General features: G+C 59.3%; 8 protein-coding genes and 4 pseudogenes. 7 read left to right on the forward strand and 5 right to left on the reverse strand.

Translation table 11 applies throughout. The features are described 5' to 3' along the window. The 3 genes and pseudogenes from AB4Z38_RS25050 to AB4Z38_RS25060 form a co-directional block, all read right to left on the reverse strand. Positions 1-99: pseudogene (locus AB4Z38_RS25050) on the reverse strand (IS5/IS1182 family transposase); the annotation flags it as partial. Positions 100-162: 63 nt separating this feature from the next. Next, a complete protein-coding gene (locus AB4Z38_RS25055) occupies positions 163-1113 on the reverse strand; it encodes an NAD(P)H-dependent amine dehydrogenase family protein (protein ID WP_441432227.1) in 951 nt (316 codons plus the stop codon). A gap of 854 nt (positions 1114-1967) precedes the next feature. Then, positions 1968-3344, reverse strand: coding sequence for an amidohydrolase family protein (locus AB4Z38_RS25060; protein WP_441432228.1), 1377 nt, complete (start codon positions 3342-3344; stop codon positions 1968-1970). A 659-nt stretch (positions 3345-4003) separates the two neighbouring features. Between AB4Z38_RS25060 and AB4Z38_RS25065 the strand changes: the two genes are divergently transcribed. The 5 genes and pseudogenes from AB4Z38_RS25065 (at position 4004) to AB4Z38_RS25085 (ending at position 9515) form a co-directional block, all read left to right on the forward strand. Further along, positions 4004-5656 carry a gamma-glutamyltransferase gene (locus AB4Z38_RS25065; RefSeq protein ID WP_441432234.1) on the forward strand — a complete coding sequence of 551 codons (1653 nt, stop codon included), beginning with the start codon at positions 4004-4006 and terminating at the stop codon, positions 5654-5656. 13 nt (positions 5657-5669) lie between these two features. Then, the gene (locus AB4Z38_RS25070; RefSeq protein ID WP_441432229.1) at positions 5670-7004 is read left to right on the forward strand and encodes an MFS transporter; all 1335 of its coding nucleotides are present in this window, start codon (positions 5670-5672) and stop codon (positions 7002-7004) included. Positions 7005-7035: 31 nt separating this feature from the next. After that, a complete protein-coding gene (locus AB4Z38_RS25075; RefSeq protein ID WP_441432230.1) occupies positions 7036-7986 on the forward strand; it encodes a LacI family DNA-binding transcriptional regulator in 951 nt (316 codons plus the stop codon). Between the two features lie 413 nt (positions 7987-8399). After that, positions 8400-8969: pseudogene (locus AB4Z38_RS25080) on the forward strand (MFS transporter); the annotation flags it as partial. Positions 8970-9005: 36 nt separating this feature from the next. After that, positions 9006-9515 carry a hypothetical protein gene (locus tag AB4Z38_RS25085; RefSeq protein WP_441432231.1) on the forward strand — a complete coding sequence of 170 codons (510 nt, stop codon included), beginning with the start codon at positions 9006-9008 and terminating at the stop codon, positions 9513-9515. Here the strand turns inward: AB4Z38_RS25085 and AB4Z38_RS25090 are convergent. Then, positions 9512-10723, reverse strand: a pseudogene (locus tag AB4Z38_RS25090) (IS5 family transposase). The gene AB4Z38_RS25085 and the pseudogene AB4Z38_RS25090 sit on opposite strands and share 4 nt — an antisense overlap. Positions 10724-11688: 965 nt before the next feature. On the opposite strand from AB4Z38_RS25090, the gene AB4Z38_RS25095 reads away from it, so the two are divergent. Both AB4Z38_RS25095 and AB4Z38_RS25100 read left to right on the forward strand, forming a co-directional pair. After that, a complete protein-coding gene (locus AB4Z38_RS25095) occupies positions 11689-12090 on the forward strand; it encodes an SRPBCC family protein (protein WP_441432232.1) in 402 nt (133 codons plus the stop codon). A gap of 22 nt (positions 12091-12112) precedes the next feature. Further along, positions 12113-12322 (forward strand): FAD-binding protein, encoded by a 210-nt coding sequence (locus AB4Z38_RS25100; RefSeq protein WP_441432233.1) that lies wholly within the window; start codon positions 12113-12115, stop codon positions 12320-12322. 802 nt (positions 12323-13124) lie between these two features. Here AB4Z38_RS25100 and AB4Z38_RS25105 read toward each other — a convergent pair. Then, positions 13125-14318: pseudogene (locus tag AB4Z38_RS25105) on the reverse strand (IS1380 family transposase); the annotation flags it as partial. Positions 14319-14440: the final 122 nt, after the last annotated feature.

Genomic DNA, 14440 nt, shown 5'->3' on the forward strand with positions numbered 1-14440 from the left:
GTCATCCCGAAACGGCCGTCCACGCCGGCCCGAGGACGAAGGCAGCAACGGCTGAATCCGGGCCCACTGCCCATCAGTCAAAACAGAAGTACGAGACACCCTTCGAGCATCCCTCACCACCGTGCCAACATTTAGGAGACACGCTCTAGAGGTAGCGACGTTTCAGCCCAGCGTCTTTTGGTGGCGAAGCTGGGGGAGCTGGTCAATCGTCAGGTAACCCGGGCCCGCGGCTAGCAGCTGAGGAATGCGGTTGAGTAATGTTCCGCACGTGGTGTAGTGAGTGGCGAGGTCATCGCTGTGGATGCGCACGGTGGGTTCGCCGCGGACTTCCCAGTGGTTAGAGTCGGTTTCGCCCACCGCATAGACCTTGCCAGTCATCTCCAGATGGAGGGTGATTCCCTGCGTGGTCGTAACCTCGTCGATGTCAGTGAAACCGATCACCTGGCCGGTAGGGATCTCCCGATCCAGAGCTCTGCAGAAAACGGGCGTGGCGGCCACGTCCGCGCGAGTAGTTGTGGTGGAATCTTTGATTTCGAGCCCTGCCATGGCGGCGAGGGCATGGAGGGAGGTGCGGCCAAATGTTGGAGGCCGGTTCGACGCGGCCCCGGACCATGCAGCGAATTCTTCTGGAGTCGTGCCCACCTGCTGGTCGTGGGCCAACTCGGCGCCAAAGTCGTCGACGTTCCAGCTGCAACGCCCATGGACAGCGTCAATAGAGAAGGCGGTGCCCATGAGGACGGACACGAGGGAAATCCAGTAGCCGTCCTGGTGACCGGTACACAACACCCGGACACCTTGCTCTTTGGCGAAGGTATCAAGCTCGGCCGTCCTCTTGGAGTCGGTGTGCCAGCTGTAAAGGAGCTCCTCTGAAAGTGAGATGACATTGCTGCCAGCGAAGATACAGCGTCGAAGTGGCTCATACATGTCATCCATATAGCTTGCGATACTCATGACCACCAAGTCTGGCTTGAGGGCAAGCGCCTCATCTGCGTCAGTGTAGGCCCTGACCCCAAGGGGCTGGGGCAGGCCAATGAGGTCGCCGACGTCCTTGCCGTCCTTGGAGTCTGAGGCGACGATTGCACCGACGATGGTGGCTTCTCGCTTCAGCAGCATTTTGGTTAGCGTGGTTCCTACAGATCCAAGGCCGTACATCAATACTCGCATGGGATATGTCCTCTCTAAGGGTGGTGCTACGACAGGTGATCTTGCGTTAGGCGGTAGCTAGATTGTTTTGGGTCAAAAAGTGTGGCAATAGATGTGTCTGGATTGGGCGATTGTGTGCGGAAATGGCTGCTGGAAGGCGCCAGACCGATTCCGCCCCTTGGCAACAATGGCAACTGTCTTCACAGCCATGCCACTCTGTGATGAGGACCGGTGAAGTGTTCGGCTCGCTACTGTGGGAATCATCTGAGCGCCGCGTCTGTTGAGAGGCGCTCTGAGACGCGGATAACGTAGTAACAGTCAAGGGAGACTCCAAGTGCGGGCTCCACTGAAAGCCAGTTGGCCCCGCTTCATGGTGATTTGGGACCGTTCTGGAGCGAGCTGGTTGGCAGGATTACTGCCTTGCCGACATCCGAAGCCCTTGCGTTCTAGGTAACTTCAACGACGTGACCAGGGTGCTTGGAATGATCAGGGCGTCCCGTAGGGCAACAGCCGTGTGAGTTAAGTCGGCATTTAGCAGCGCACCTTGAAGGTTGGACTGTATGCACTCGATCCGTCCTGACAGTAAACGCCGCGCAACGCCAACAGTTTGGCCCCCGTGGCCGCGTCCCAGATTGCGCAGGAAGGCCTGGACACATGCACGTGCACCGGCAGTAGTTATCCGGCTACAGTCGACCTCATGGGTAGTGGCCTCGCCGGCACCGGCAAGGCAGGGCGCTTGCCTTCAACATCCAGCGCTGTGGTTTCAGTTCCTGGCAAGAAGATGGTCGTTGCATGATCATCTGTCCAAGCAACGACCATCCTGGCTAGCATGTACCTATTGGAGCTGTCACCAGAGGCCGTGTGGGCAACGCCTGCCGATCGATAAGCCGGCCCTCTTTATAGATCGCCTCAATGCTTTCAAGATTACGGACATCTTCGAGCGGATTGCTGTCGAGAAGCAGGAAGTCACCAAGTTTTCCAACCTCCACCGTCCCGAGGTCATTACCCTTGTTGTAGGCGGTGGCGACTTTGCTTGTCATGGATTGAAGTATTGAGGAAGGTGACATGCCTTTCTGATGGAGCGCGCGGGCCCATGCGAAGTGGTCGGTTCCGATGCTCCACGGGCGTTCACGGTCGCCAATCTCACCAGTATCGGTAAGAACGTCACGGGACGTACAACCGGCGTCCGTCCCTAGTACTATCGGGGCGTCAGCGGTAATCAGCATCTTCTCGTTCAGAATGTGCTGGAATCCACCGTAGCCAGCCATCGGGTGGCCAACGGCCTCCAATTTCTCTTGGTACGGGTGGGTCACGGACTGCACCCCGCAGTGGATGCCTTTGGCTACGATCTGGTCAACAATGTCACCATCGAGGGGAGCCTGCGAAGTCAGAGTTGCGTGGATCATAAGATCTGCGTCCAAGTCGATTGCCAACTGGACTGCCTCCACTGATTGAGTGTGAGTCAGTAGAGGCAAACCTGCTGACTTCGTTTCCTCAGCGAGCACCCGAAGGACCCGTTCACTGAATGTTAGATAGGAGCGGTTGCCATGAGTGACCCCGAAAAGGTGATCGCTGATGGCGATCTTGACCATGTCGACTCCCGTGCCGATATAGTCCCGGATGACGGCCCGTATTTCAGTTGGTGACATCAAGCTTGTTTCAGCGCCCACGCCGGCATCGAACAAGGAGTCCATACGATCGGCAAACGTTTTGCTGATGACTGATCTGGCCATGTGGTTGAAGTCAAGGCTGAATGGACCGCCCATACCGACAATGTTTCCCGCTGCAAAGATCCGGGGACCTTCGATGGCACCCGCATTGATGCGGTCCCTGGCGGTGAGCACAGGCTGGTGCCCGTTCCAGGTATCAAAGACAGTCGTGCAACCAGCCTTGAGGGCCAACTGAGCAGCTTCCTCACATACTTCGTGGAACTGCCCCTCCCATCTTGAGAGGTATTCAATACCCCCGATTCCCATCATCATGATGCCGTCCAGGAGATGAACATTTCCGTTGACGAAGCCCGGGATGAGCCACTTTCCCGTGCCATCGACAAGATCTACGCCAGCGGGAATCTCGAAGGAACCATCAGGCCCAATCTTGCTGAAGCGACCGTTCTCCACCAGGACCGTGTGGCCAGTACGGACAATGCCACCGGTTCCGTCGACGACGGCAGCGGATCTAATAGCGACAGACGAGCCCATAATGGGTTCCTTCCAATAGATGAAGTGAGGCGAAGGCATAGTGGCGATCCGCAGTGGGTGAGTTGCATCCAACCACTGGCGGTGGACTTACTCAAAGGGTCTGCCTAAGGGTGGCGGCCATTTCAGTGCCTTACCCGAGTGGGAGCCTGAGAAAAATATAGTTCCGAATGTATGAGTTGACAAGGGCCTGAGTGATATTTGCCACGCCCCACCGGCTGAGCGAAGCACGACAGCTTGGATCAGTTCGACCTCCGGGTGGCCGCGGCCATTGGGCTTGCCCGGAAGGCATCGCCAATAGCGTGTGGGATCAGCGCAAGACGCCTGATAGTGGGCCTCAATGATATTCGGGACTATTGAGATGGGACCCGGCAAGGCCGGAGCACTTGAGATCGCCGCAGGAGAGACCGCTGCTATGGCGCTCAACCAGGAGCATCAGTTGGCCCCAAGTCCTCGCAGTAATAGCCGGTACAAAATTATGCAAAATCTAGGGGCGGCACGTGACCTAAATCATAGACTTTTAGATGAATGAAGATCATCGATCCGGAGGTTTGCAATTGCGATCGCATACTCGAGCACTCACACCCGTCTCCACTAGAGCGGATGACCAACTGGGTTCCGTTGTCGGCGCACGAGAAGAAAGTGTCAAGGCTGGGCTGCAGATGTTCCACAAGGGTGGTAACGCCGTCGATGCCGCCGTGGCCGCAGCCCTAGTCGCCGGAGTCATAGAACCAACGGAGACCACTCTTGCCGGCTCTGGCTTCCTTCTTTATAGCGACGGCACTGCAGCACCGCCGCAGTCCGTGGAATTCGGGCCCAAGGCTCCACTAGCGGCAACCGCCGAAATGTTCCTTCTAGATTCCCGCGCGCCAGCTGCCGCGATTCTGGGTATCCACTCAGTCAGGGACAACGCAAACGTAGATGGCCCTCGTGCCAACGGAGTTCCCCGAACCCTTCTCGGTCTGCTATCTGCGCAGGAGCGTTGGGGGCGGCTCTCTAGGAAAGACGTATGCCAGCCGGCCATCGAGTCTGCCCATGAAGGATTCAGGTCGGACTCGTGGTTTGTTCTTAATGCCATGAGCGACCTTGAGCGACTTAAAAAAGACCCAACGTGCTCTCGGATTTTTCTTGCCGACGACGGCTTGCCCCGAGGACGGTCTTCGCAGCGGTTCTACGGTCCTTCCTTTGGCGAGGGAGAGAGGATCCGCCAACAGGAGTTGGGGGCAACGCTTGAACAGGTAGCCTCTTCGTCCCTGCGGACCCTTACGGATGGGGAAGTCGCCGCACATATGGTGATGTCCTCAAAAGAGATCGGAGGTCTTCTGACCATGGAGGACTTCAAGGCATCCGCGCCATCAATCGGCCCGGCAAAAAGCATCCATTACCGCGGGGCTCACGTATCCGTGCCCAGATCTCCAGGTGGTGGGCTGACTGAGTTGCAGATCCTTAAGATATGGGAGTCCATCTATCCCGACGTTTCCAAAGGAAAGGAGAGGCCCGAGAGACTGAGAAGCCTTGCTTTGGCCATCCGCCATGCGTTTGCCGATCGCTATCACTGGTTGGGTGACCCAGACTTCGTGTCCGTCCCTGAGCGGGGATTGCTGGATCCGTCCTACATTGCTGGCATCGCAGCTCTCTGTGCCCATGGTGATGACGTCGATCATTGGAACGATGACGTTCCCTGGCGCACGTTTGCCACCCGTAGGCCGCATGAGCCCTCATTTGCTCCTGAGGGGACCGCACCAGATTGGTCTCCTCTCGGTGCATCGGCGCCCACCAGTGGAACTACTCACATATCCGCAACGGACGTTCAAGGCCGTACGGTAGCTATCACCCACACGGCAGCAAATCATTTTGGTAGTGGTGTGATTTGTCCTCGCACCGGTCTGCTTTTTGACTCGGCGATGGCTTGGTTCAATGCTTTACCCCAAGCAGCTAACAGCATAGCTGGGGGAGCGAGACCCGTTGCGAACATGGGACCGTGCATCGTCACTCACGGTAGGAGAAGCATGGCCGTGGGGGCCTCTGGCGGCCGACGCATCATCAGTGCTGTCGCCCAATTAATCATCAACCTGGTTGATGAAGGAATGACGGCCGAGGAGGCCTTGCAACAACCACGTATTGACGCCAGCGGCACGACGATTACAGTGCCCAAAACGCTTCTTCCTGGCGCGCATTTTCTACAGGATCTGGGGTGCACCGTCATTCCTGAGGTCAACGACCCTTACGCCATCGACTACGCCCGTCCAAACATTGCGATCACCAGCGATGGGAAAACATCATCCGCAATCGAATCCGCAGCTTACGGAGATTGAGAGACCAACTGTCATGCAACAAAACGTCGAAATCCAAGGTACCGTCGAGGGTAACAAACCGGGGAAAGTGTCACCACTTCGTGCCTTTCTCATTTCAGGGCTTGGAACCGCCCTTGAATACTATGACTTCCTTATCTACGGCTTGGCCGCAGGTCTGGTATTCAACACCGTCTTCTTCCCCTCCGTCGAACCCATCATCGGAACGCTCTTTGCCTTCGCTGCTTTCGGAACAGGTTTCATCGCTCGTCCGCTGGGAGGAATCATAATCGGTCACTTCGGGGACAAGTTCGGCCGGCGACGAATGCTTATCCTTACCCTGGTGACCATGGGTGTAAGCACCTTCCTCATCGGACTACTCCCGGACTTTGCCACCATCGGTATCTGGGCGCCGATACTGCTCGTAGCGCTGCGACTTGTGCAGGGCTTCGCAGCAGGTGGCGAATGGGGCGGCGCGGCCCTGTTTGGTATGGAAAATGCTCCCCCCAACCGTCGGGGTCTCTGGGGTAGTTTCACCAGCACCGGGATCGGCATCGGGACGCTGCTCGGCGTTGGCGTGTTCACGCTCATAAGTCTTGCCTTCGGCGGCCAGCTGACTCCCTTCGCCTGGCGAATTCCGTTCCTTATCGGCGGCGTTCTCGTCATCATCGGCCTCTTCGCCAGGATGGCAATGCCGGAGGAAAAGAAGCCTGCTAACGAAGGACACGGAATGCCTCTCGTAGCTGCCATCCGACGCAGCCCCCGCACCATACTTCTGGCACTCGGGGTCAGCTACGGGTACAACACGATTGCTTACATCGCCTTCACATTCTTCCTCTCCTACCTCAAGGGCATCGGTTATGGCTCAACCGAGAGCCTCGTGGGTCAGCTAGTATTCAGTGCACTCCTGATTCTGAGCGCACCGTTCTTTGCCCTCCTCTCAGACAAGTACGGCCGCAAGAAGGTCATGGTTTCCGGAGGACTCGCGATGGCAGGTTTTCTATACCTCTACTTCCCAATGGTGAACACTCACAGCATCATTATGGTCGTGGTCAGCTTCGCAATAATCGGCGTGTTAACCGGTGTCACCCAAGGCCCGGTTCCTACATTCCTCGGCGAACAGTTCCCTGCCCGAATGCGATACAGCGGCATGTCTGTTGCATATCAGATAGGTGCAGCCCTGGGCGGCGGAACTGCTTCATTCGTGGCCACGGGTCTGCTGGTCGTCTCCGGAAACAACCCCCTGTCCGTAGCGGTCTACGGATCTTTCGCGATGCTTGTGCTCGTACTATGCTCACTGGGACTGCGCGAGACCGCGCACCTATCGAACGCCGAAATTGATGACCACAACAGGGACCGAGCCCTCGCCTAAGCCGGGGAAAAATACCGCCCGTCTGGGAGACGTGGCCGCAGCTGCAGGGGTGTCGCTGACGACAGCATCCCACAGCTTCAGCGGTAAGAGATACGTCGCACCTGAAACCAAGAAAAAAATCTGGCGGATCGCAGCCAGCCTTGGTTACACCAATCAATCGGCGCAGCGCAACGTGGCCATCCTGCTTCGTCCCCCGGAGTCGCTGCATTCATCTGAGTTTGGCACCACTTCATTTGCGAATCTCGCCGGAGCCATAGCTCTGGCCGCAATGACACGGGGATTCAATGCGCTCACTGCCCGCGACATCGATGATGTCGTGGGCAGTGTCTCGCGTCTTGACGGGTGCATCCTAATTGCCCCGAATCATCAGGACGAATCTTTGCGGAAAATCCTGGCATCGGGCCTACCTGTAGTCTCGTACGATCCTGATCCTGGCTTGCGCGAGTTTCACTGGTGGGTTGGTGCCGCGTACGAAAAATCGACAATCCAGCTTTTGCAGCACCTCCGTGAAAGCGGTTCTGAACGTACTGCGCTTCTTGTGGGAGGCACGGACAACATGTACAGGCGAGGTGTCATCTCCGCCTACATGCACTTCGTCGGATCGACGGCTGCCGCCCCCCTGCTTCGGGTCGCAGACACAGGGGGTGGCAGAGCGGTAGCGGCAGCGATCTCCGCGAAACTATTTCGGATCGCCAGTCCGCCGGACGCCATCATGACCAGTTCAAGTATCTTTGCGGCGGGCGTTCTCGATGCTGCCCTCGAGGCGTCCATAGCGGTTCCAGAAGAGCTCATGATCGCCACAATGACAGATGGGCCTTTAGCTGAATTCGCCGAGGTACCTATCACAGGACTGCGAATTGATACACACAGGTCCGCCGAAGCTGTACTGGATCTTCTGAATAAGAATCTGCGGGGGAATAGTTACCCGATCGAGAATCAGCGCATCGACCTACAGCTCATAAAAAGGCGTTCCACGAGGTAACTTGCGGGGGATCCCTCCTCACACCCGGGAATCGACAGAATCAACGTGCGGTTACTCGCGGCCGTCCCGGTCCCGCTGGCCGGCACTAGCGTCTTCATCCCCGGCGCATGCTCACAGAATTGCAGACTCACACGCGGAGTCCGGCTTTTAAAAAGCCGCTGCCTGACAACTGCCCCTGAGGGCAGAATTCCGTCCTTATCTGAATGACCTGTCCCGTTCCTTCAACCGCCGCACCGGAGTCCATCATGTCCGCACCACAAACCTCAGCTCATCTACAGACAGAAGACAGGAGGACGATTCGACGTCCGAATGGTTTCGCCTTCGCTGGAACTGCCACGGCCTTTGTCAGCGCTTATCTCGCGGCCGGGGCACCCACTACGCTACTGACGTACTAGCAGCAGCAATGGAACTTCGCTACACCCCTGCTGACGCTGGCATTTGCGGTGTATGCCGGCGGGTTCCTCCTGGCCCTCCTGACGGCTGGGTCCCTTTCCGATTATGTGGGCCGCCGCCCTGTCCTCCTCGGCGCCCTGTCCGTTCAGCTCGTATCAATGGTCATGTTCCTGACAGCCACTGATATTGCCGCCGTGATCGCCGCCCGGGTTGTCCAAGGACTTGCCACCGGAGCCGCCACCAGCGCCTTCAGTGCCGCCCTGGTGGAGCTGGCACCGCCCACCAGGAAAAATCTGGGTACCGTAATGGGAAGTGTTGGGGTCGCGGGCGGGCTGGGGGTGGGGGCCCTGCTCGCAGGTCTCGCCATCGAGTATGCACCGCAGCCGAACGCTTTCGTCTTCACCACACTGTCAGTCGTTACCGTGTCCGGCGTTGTGGCTACCGCCCTAGCTCAGGAAAGCGGCATTCGCAGGCACGGAGCCCTTCGCTCCCTTGTTCCCCGAATCAGGGTACCCGGACCTGTCCGCGGCGAGTTCGCCGGCGCTGCTCCCGTTGTCGCCGCTGGCTGGATGCTTGCAGCGCTGTCCTAGGGCCTTGCCCCATCCATCGTGCGGCATGCCTTCCACATGGACAGCGGACTCCTCATCGGATTCACGGTATTTGTTGGGCCGGCGGCTTCTGCAGTCGCCGGCCTTGCATTCATGCGAGCTGGATCCCGGGACGGAATGATCCTGGGCGTTATGGCGTCGATCGTGGGTATTGCGGGCATCCTTTCCGGGTTGCTGGCTGGGAGCTTGGGGCTGATGGTTGCGGGCCAGGTGGTGGGCGGGATTGGCTTCGGGGCAGCCTTCGCAGCAGCGTTGCGCCTGGTAATGCCGCTAGCTGCTCCGCACGAAAGGGGCGGGCTGGTGGCAGCCTTGTATATCCTGGCCTACGCCGCCTTCAGCATCCCTGTCATCCTTGCCGGACTCCTGGTCCCCACGTTTAGCCTCGTGCCGACGGTGGCCGCCTACGGAACCGCGACCTTCCTCCTCGGAGTGATCAGCCTGATCCGGCAACTAGGAATTCTGGCTGCGGCCAGGCGTAGCATTCCCCTGAGGAAGATGGAGACTGCCCTCGATGCGGACGTCGCCTAGAGCGTGTCTCCTAAAGCGGCGAGCCAGATGGTGACCGCCCGGAGGACGGCTCCTCCGCGGTATGTGAGTGCGAGTTTGTCGTATCGGGTGGCCAGGCCGCGCCATTGCTTGAAGGTATTGAAGTTCCGTTCGACGACGTTGCGGCCTTTGTAGTCCTCTTTGTCGATGGCCGGTGGCCGGCCGCCGGCGGAGCCTCGTCGTTTGCGGTGACCGATCTGATCGCTAGGTTGCGGGATGACGGCCGTAATGCCCCGGTCCCGAAGCTGGGTCCGGATGGCCCTGGATGAATAGGCTTTGTCCCCTCGGACACGGTCCGGGTGGGTCCGAGGTCTTCCCGGACCGGACCGGTTGATCTTCAGATGACTCATCAGGTGCGGAAACATGGGTGCGTCCCCGCCCTGGCCGGGGGCGACCAGCAACACCAGAGGCCGGCCGTTGCCGTCAACCAGGGCATGGATTTTCGTGCTCAATCCGCCGCGAGAACGGCCAATCGCAGATCATCCGGTTCAGCAAACAGATTCATGTAATTCGACAGGGCCCCCTGTGGCGCGGGGAAGGTTCGTGCCGTGCTGGTGGGCACGGTTCACCGTCGAGTCAACCGAGACCGCCCAATCCACCACGCCAGCGGCATCGGCGGTGGTCAACAACTGGGCCAGGAGCAGGTCCCAGGTGCCATCGCCGCTGTAGCGGCGGTGGCGCTTCCAGATCGTCTGCCACGGCCCGAACTCCGCAGGAACATCGCGCCACGGGATCCCGCACCGGAACCGGTAAATGATGCCCTCCACGACACGGCGGTCGTCACGGAACGGACGACCACGCCGCCCCAGAGACGACGGCAGCAACGGCTGAATGCGGGCCCACTGCCCATCGGTCAAAACAGAAGTACGTGACACCCTTCGAGCATCCCTCACCACCGTGCCAACATTTAGGAGACACGCTCTAGGCCTCGATCTTCTCTGGATCGATGAACCGACCTTTCGTCGCGTCGTTAATCCAGGCGTCCCGCCGCCAGCTGCTGCCCCAGAGAGCCTGCGTGATCTGGATGGTCTCGTGGGCCCGCTGGTAGCGCTGCGGCCGGGGCGAACTTTCGACGCCGGCCGATGGACACTGCTGTCAGAGTGAACTGCTCCAAGCCCTCCGCCAGGCCAGCCCACATTCCCTCGAGAGGCGCGTTGGAATGCGATGTGGGGCGTGCGCTTGTAGTACACGAAGCCAGGGGTAGCAGGCCTGCCGTTCGGCTTCTGAGTCGTAGCTCTAGCATCGGCCCATTCCTCTTGAGGATGCGGTTGATGCGCTCGATGCTCCTATATTGTCAAGTGGTCGTTTGTGGCATGTTGGCGTAGATCTCTCTGGCGATGCAGCACCAGGCCCAGTCGACAAATCGAACCAAGGACACCATGGTCAGACTTGGCCGAGGCCAGGCTGGGCCCAACGCAGCACCACCAAAAGTCTTCACAGACCTTGCCACCCGGATTGGGGTCAGTAGGGTGCGTCGTGCCTGCTCCCGCCTCGGGCAGAAGAGGCGGCGAAGGTGCGGGAGCGGTAGCAGGAGCCGCTATCGGTCAGTCCCCTCTAGCTTTTGACGCCTCATGCGGTGAAACGGGGCGATGGCGTCGCCAACTAACGCCGGGGCGGTCTCATTGGTTTCATGGGCAGGATCTGAGAGTGTACAAGCCGGGAATGACCATCCACTGCATGGTGCAGGAAGGTGAAGCCCTGGGCATGGTCGCGGTCCCTGGGCCGGCATTCGGCGAGGTGGTTGGTACCGGGGTTGGGAAGGCGATAACAATATTGAGAAGGGCAGGCCGTTCAGCCACAGCCACACTGGTCGGCACGCGGTTCATCCTCGGGTATCCGGGCAGGCAACCGCGGTCCTGAGAACTGTACCCACTCAGGGCCGGCAGTGACTGGCTGTACGTCGACCTGCCCATACAGCAGGGAAGCTAGTTTTACATCCTGTTCAACGTGTGTCCGCGGCCTCATCCAACCAGCTGGACATGCAAAAAGGAGCAAAATATGTGTTGCCGCCGTGATCCAAAACCTAGAGTTCCAAACATAAGCGCAAGATGTAGTGATTCTCCTTTGCAATCACGTATCCGCCCCCACGACTGTCTCCAGCCGCGTTGATGCGACGTATGAGACTCGTACTCGATAGAAATAGAAATGAGCAAATATGGCAACTCATAGGTCACACGTGATAATCGACGTGTCCCCGGACGCATTGTGGCGGGTCATAAGCGACGCCCCAAGAATCGCCGATTGGTTTCCCGCGATATCCGCATCGGATGGCAGTGCCGCCCGTCGTACGGTCATACTTGGAAGCGGCGAGCGGCTGGAGGAACTTGTCGTGACTAACGACTCAAGCCTGCGAAGGTTCCAATACTCTATTGCGGGCGGCGACCTTCCAGTCGAGCGCCACCTTGGCACGATTGACGTCATCCAGCTAGCACCCAGCCAATCTCTTCTGGTCTATGGCACTGAAATTGAGCCGGCGTCACTTGCCGAAGCGCTAGGTCCTGCGATCGAGGCTGCGGTTGATGGATTGCCTAAATACATGCATGAATATAAATTCTGAAATATTGATGTCGACATAGCCGGTGGGGACCATTGGCGGTTCCGCCGGTAACGACGCGTACGGCAACCATTCAGTACGCTACGGCCGGACATCGGACCACGTGTTGGAAATTGACGTCATCACGTCCGATGGTGCGCAGCCGACGGCCACCGCCACCGGGCTGCGCACCACCGAGCCTACCGACGCCTTCTCAGTTTCTCTCGCCTTTGAATTAGGGGAAGAGTTCAAGTAACTTGCCCAGGAGAACCTCGCGGCGTTCCGGTTAGAGCTAGGCCATATCCAGCGCCAGGTCTCCGGCTATCATCAGGCAAACCTCCTTGCTCGCTTCCGCCACGTCCTTTTGCAGAAGAATGCCGCTCGGAATCTTAGGCGGCAGCCCTTTCCAAGGGAAGAGTGCAAGTCAGGTCGCCCCCGGGTCGAATCGGTATGAATGTGCGAAAGGAGCAAATCTGATGACGTCCTGCTCAGGTCTTGTCGGCACTGCCGGCGAGCAACGAACGCTCCTCCCTTGTCAGGTTGTGCCCTGCGTTTCCCGGCCGAGCACGTCGTGCACTAGGCCGCATACGCGGGCAAAAAAGAAAGTGCGGACAATGTCCACACTTTCCACCTCGGACTGCCTCGTACGGCCATCGGACTGGCCCGGATTCCGCATGTTTCCGCCATTTCCCGGTGTTTCCAAGGCCTGGAATCCCGTTCGAGTCCCACCTCGGGCACAGTGTTTCCGCAGGTCAGCGCCTGTTTCCTCTTGGGGTGTTGACAAAGCTTGACAGAGGGCAGGCCTTGGTGGTGCGATATTCCCTTTTTGCGCCGGACAGCTCCTTGCCGGGTGGGTCCTCACGCCTTCCTGTTGGCCGGAGCAGACTGACCGCGCCTTCCTGCCGTGCTTAGCCTCGATCCACCGGTCAGGTTTGATGGGGCGGGGTGTTTCTGATCTTGGTCCGGGTTCGGTTGATGGGCATGACTGGGTTGCCGGCCTTGCTGCCGGTGGTGTTCCGTGGTCCTGGTTGCGCCGGGTCGGCTGGGTGGTCAGATGGCCGCGAGAGGTTGAAGGCGATGCTCGCCAGGACCAGCCAGGCCGCGTTGGCGGTGAACTTTCCCGAGGGCAGGTGGGCGAGGGCGCTGTCTTTGAGGTCCGCGTTGACCTGCTCGATGATGGCGTGCTGGCGGTGGGTTTTGTCTGCGGTGACGGTGTCCAGGGCGGTGGTGGTGAAGAAGGCGTGGAAGCGGTGGGTGTCGAACAGGGTCTGTTGGCCCGCGCCGGCTTGGGCGTTCAGCTCCGGGATTCGGCGCACGACCAGACGCCCGTGGATGCGTTCGGCTTTCTTTCGGCCCACGAAGGCGGTGAAGGCGGTTTCGGCGACTTCCGCTGAGGAAATCCAGGCTCCGGTGGTTTCATCGCGGATCGCGTCGGTGTACTGGATGCTGGTCCAGGCCTTCTCGTTGATGGTGGCGATGGCGCGTTTGACGGCCGGGYCCATCCTGGCGGTGATGGACACTTTCGCGCCGGCTCGGTGGGCAGCGGCGACGACCGCGTGGCCGTAGAACGCACTGTCGGCGCGCAGCAGCACCAGCCCGGTGGCATCCTTGCCGCGCAGCCGTTTCACGGTGGCAAGGATATCCGCGATGAATTTCCCTGCCCCGCGCGGGGAGCCGGAGCTTCCCTTGCGCAGCCTCGCGCCGATGATGACCGGCGCCGCGGTCGGGGTCGAGAGGATCCCGATCAGCGCGTTCAATCCCCGGACCCCGGAGTAACCGTATCCGGAACCCTGTTTCCGGTAGCCGTGGACTTCCTTGATGGTGTCGTCGATATCGACCAGGGCGTAATCATCGATACCGGAGGCGATCGGGGCCATGGCGGCGACATTGACCAGCCAGCGGGCGGCGAGGGCGTCGAGCTGGCGGACATGACCGAAGGTGAATGCCCGCAGGAACGATCCCAAGGTCGACGGGGCATACGCGCCGGCGAAGAGTTTCTTCATCCCGCCGTGCCGCAACAAGGCCATGTCATCGATGGAATCGGCCCCGGCGATCATGCCCGCGACCAGTGCGGTGACCTTCAACCCCGCGTTCGCGCCGAAGTATCCGGGCAGCGTCAGCCACTGATCAGCGAGTTCGCCAAGGCAGGTTTTCACCGCCAGCGCCATCGCCGGGACCAGACCTGCGGCCGACACGAGATTGGAATCATCGAACGCGGCTGACACGCGCGTGGATCTATGGAAAAGTTGCACCTACGAGATGCCTCTCGGATTGGTTAAACGGAGTTCTAGACAAACCCCATTTTTCCCGATCCGACAGGCATTCTCCGTTTAACCCGCCGCTACGACCTCAACCCGACCGGTGGATCGAGGCT

It is taken from the genome of Arthrobacter sp. 2RAF6 (assembly GCF_052115205.1).
GTDB lineage: Bacteria > Actinomycetota > Actinomycetes > Actinomycetales > Micrococcaceae > Arthrobacter.